Source organism: Candidatus Methylobacter oryzae (assembly GCF_003994235.2).
In the GTDB taxonomy this organism is placed as follows: domain Bacteria; phylum Pseudomonadota; class Gammaproteobacteria; order Methylococcales; family Methylomonadaceae; genus Methylobacter_A; species Methylobacter_A oryzae.
In genome coordinates this window covers 1-1,871 of record NZ_RYFG02000038.1, presented here as the reverse complement: position 1 = coordinate 1,871, position 1,871 = coordinate 1, and the positions used below count along the sequence as shown (strand labels likewise).

Genomic DNA, 1,871 nt, shown 5'->3' with positions numbered 1-1,871 from the left:
GCTTATTTTTCTTATCACGGGCGGGCCTTCCGTTGCCTAGGGTTAGTTCATGCCTCATATTCTATACCGGCTGTCAATGCGTAAGTTCTACGATAAAGACCAGTTCCTGCCGGCAATCGCCAAACGGTGCTTGCCAGCTGGCGCGAATATCGGCGACGTATTCTTCAGGCCATTCCGATTCGGGCACCGACGCCCACCAGCGCCCGGCACAGCCATGTTGCATGGTGCCGCCGGCTTGCGACCAGTTGCCGACCCATTCGGGCCGCGAGGCCAGCCAGAAAAAGCCTTTGGAGCGCAGCAAAGTGCCGTTATTCCAATCCTCTCTATGCAGATAATCGTAAAAACGCTCAGGATGAAACGGCTTGCGGGCGGCGTAAATAAAACTGGCGATGCCGTATTCCTCGGTTTCCGGTTTATGCGAACCGCGCATTTCCTGCAACCAGCCCGGAGCTTGCTCGGCCTGTTCAAAATTGAAGCGTCCGGTATTAATGATTTTATTCAGGGGCGCCTGCCCCATCACCATCGGGATGATTTCGGCATCGCGATTCAGGGTATTTAGAATGGCTATTAAATTGGTCAGCTCATCGCTGCAGACCAAATCGGCTTTTGAAATCAGAATCACATTGCTAAACTCCACCTGCTCCACCAGCAAATCGGCGATGTTACGTTCATCGTCTTCACCTAGCTCGGCATGAATCTCTTTTAGCGATTGGGCTTTCAGGTAATCACCCATAAAATTGACCGCATCGACCACCGTTACCAAGGTATCCAGCCTGGAAATATCCGACAAACTGACTCCGTCTTCATCCCTGAAGGTAAAAGTTTCGGCAATCGGCATGGGTTCCGCGATACCGGTGGATTCAATCAACAAATAATCAAATCGCCCTGCTTTGGCTAATTGCCCGACTTCCACCAGCAAGTCTTCACGCAAGGTACAGCAGATGCAGCCATTGCTCATTTCCACGAGTTTTTCTTCGGCGCGATTGAGAGTGACCTCATTTTTGACCAGCGCCGCATCGATATTGATTTCGCTCATGTCATTGACGATCACGGCTATTTTTAAGCCCTCGCGGTTAGCGAGAATGTGATTGAGCAGCGTGGTTTTTCCCGCGCCCAAAAAGCCGGATAACACGGTGACAGGTAAAAGTTGTTTAGTCATAAATAGTCTGTGCGATTGTGCTTACACTGTTGTTGGTTGACTTTTTAGCCGAGCCAAATAATTAGCCCGCTTTATTAAAAGCGTTACTGTATAAGGTGCGGCGCAAGTGTTTTTTAAATGCATTGGAATTACGATGACTTGATGGATTTTCGAGACGTTCATTAGTAGCTCACCCTAAAACCTATTTCCGCACCGCGTCCCGGCTCCGGCGCAAAGTTACGCAGGTACGAGGTGGAATTTCGGATATTCTCGTTCAGCAGGTTATTGGCCTTTGCAAACACCATCACATCGGCGCCGTGCAGGTCCAGGACTTGATATTGGGTACCTAGATTAAGCAGCAGGTAACTTGGCGTCGCGGTATCATTGTCGCCCGCATGAGTCTGGGCTTCGCCGCGCGTCAAGCGCAGATAGTTATTCCACTCGCCTTTGGTATGGTCGAGCTGGAAACCGAAACGCAACGGGGGCATCCGCGGCACATCGCGGCTATCGACGAACCGGCCCCTGGTAAAATCGCTGAACAGCGTTAAATCAACCGCCCCGAAGCGGTTTTGCATCAACGGGAAGATCAGTTTGCTTTCATAGCCCATGAACGTTGCATCGGCTTGGCGGGTTTCGAGTACCGGCGCACCGTCTATAAATTCGCCGTTACGTTGCTGGTAAATATAATTGCCGGCCCAATTGTGGAACAGGTCCAATTGAGCTTTAATCCAGT

The 1,871-nt window shown here is 50.7% G+C and carries 2 protein-coding genes; both read right to left on the bottom strand.

Annotated features, from left to right (window positions below; translation table 11 throughout):
• Nucleotides 1–73: 73 nt before the first annotated feature.
• Complete coding sequence (gene zigA / locus EKO24_RS06270) at nt 74–1,159, bottom strand: zinc metallochaperone GTPase ZigA (protein ID WP_127030785.1); 1,086 nt, start codon at nt 1,157–1,159, stop codon at nt 74–76.
• 161 nt (nt 1,160–1,320) lie between these two features.
• Nucleotides 1,321–1,871 (bottom strand): TonB-dependent receptor (locus EKO24_RS06265; protein WP_143733186.1); only part of this gene is annotated, 551 nt, incomplete at its 5' end.

Bases quoted from the DNA above. Each gene is read 5' to 3' on its own strand.
- zigA (WP_127030785.1), bottom strand. From the start codon at position 1,159: ATGACTAAACAACTTTTACCTGTCACCGTGTTATCCGGCTTTTTGGGC.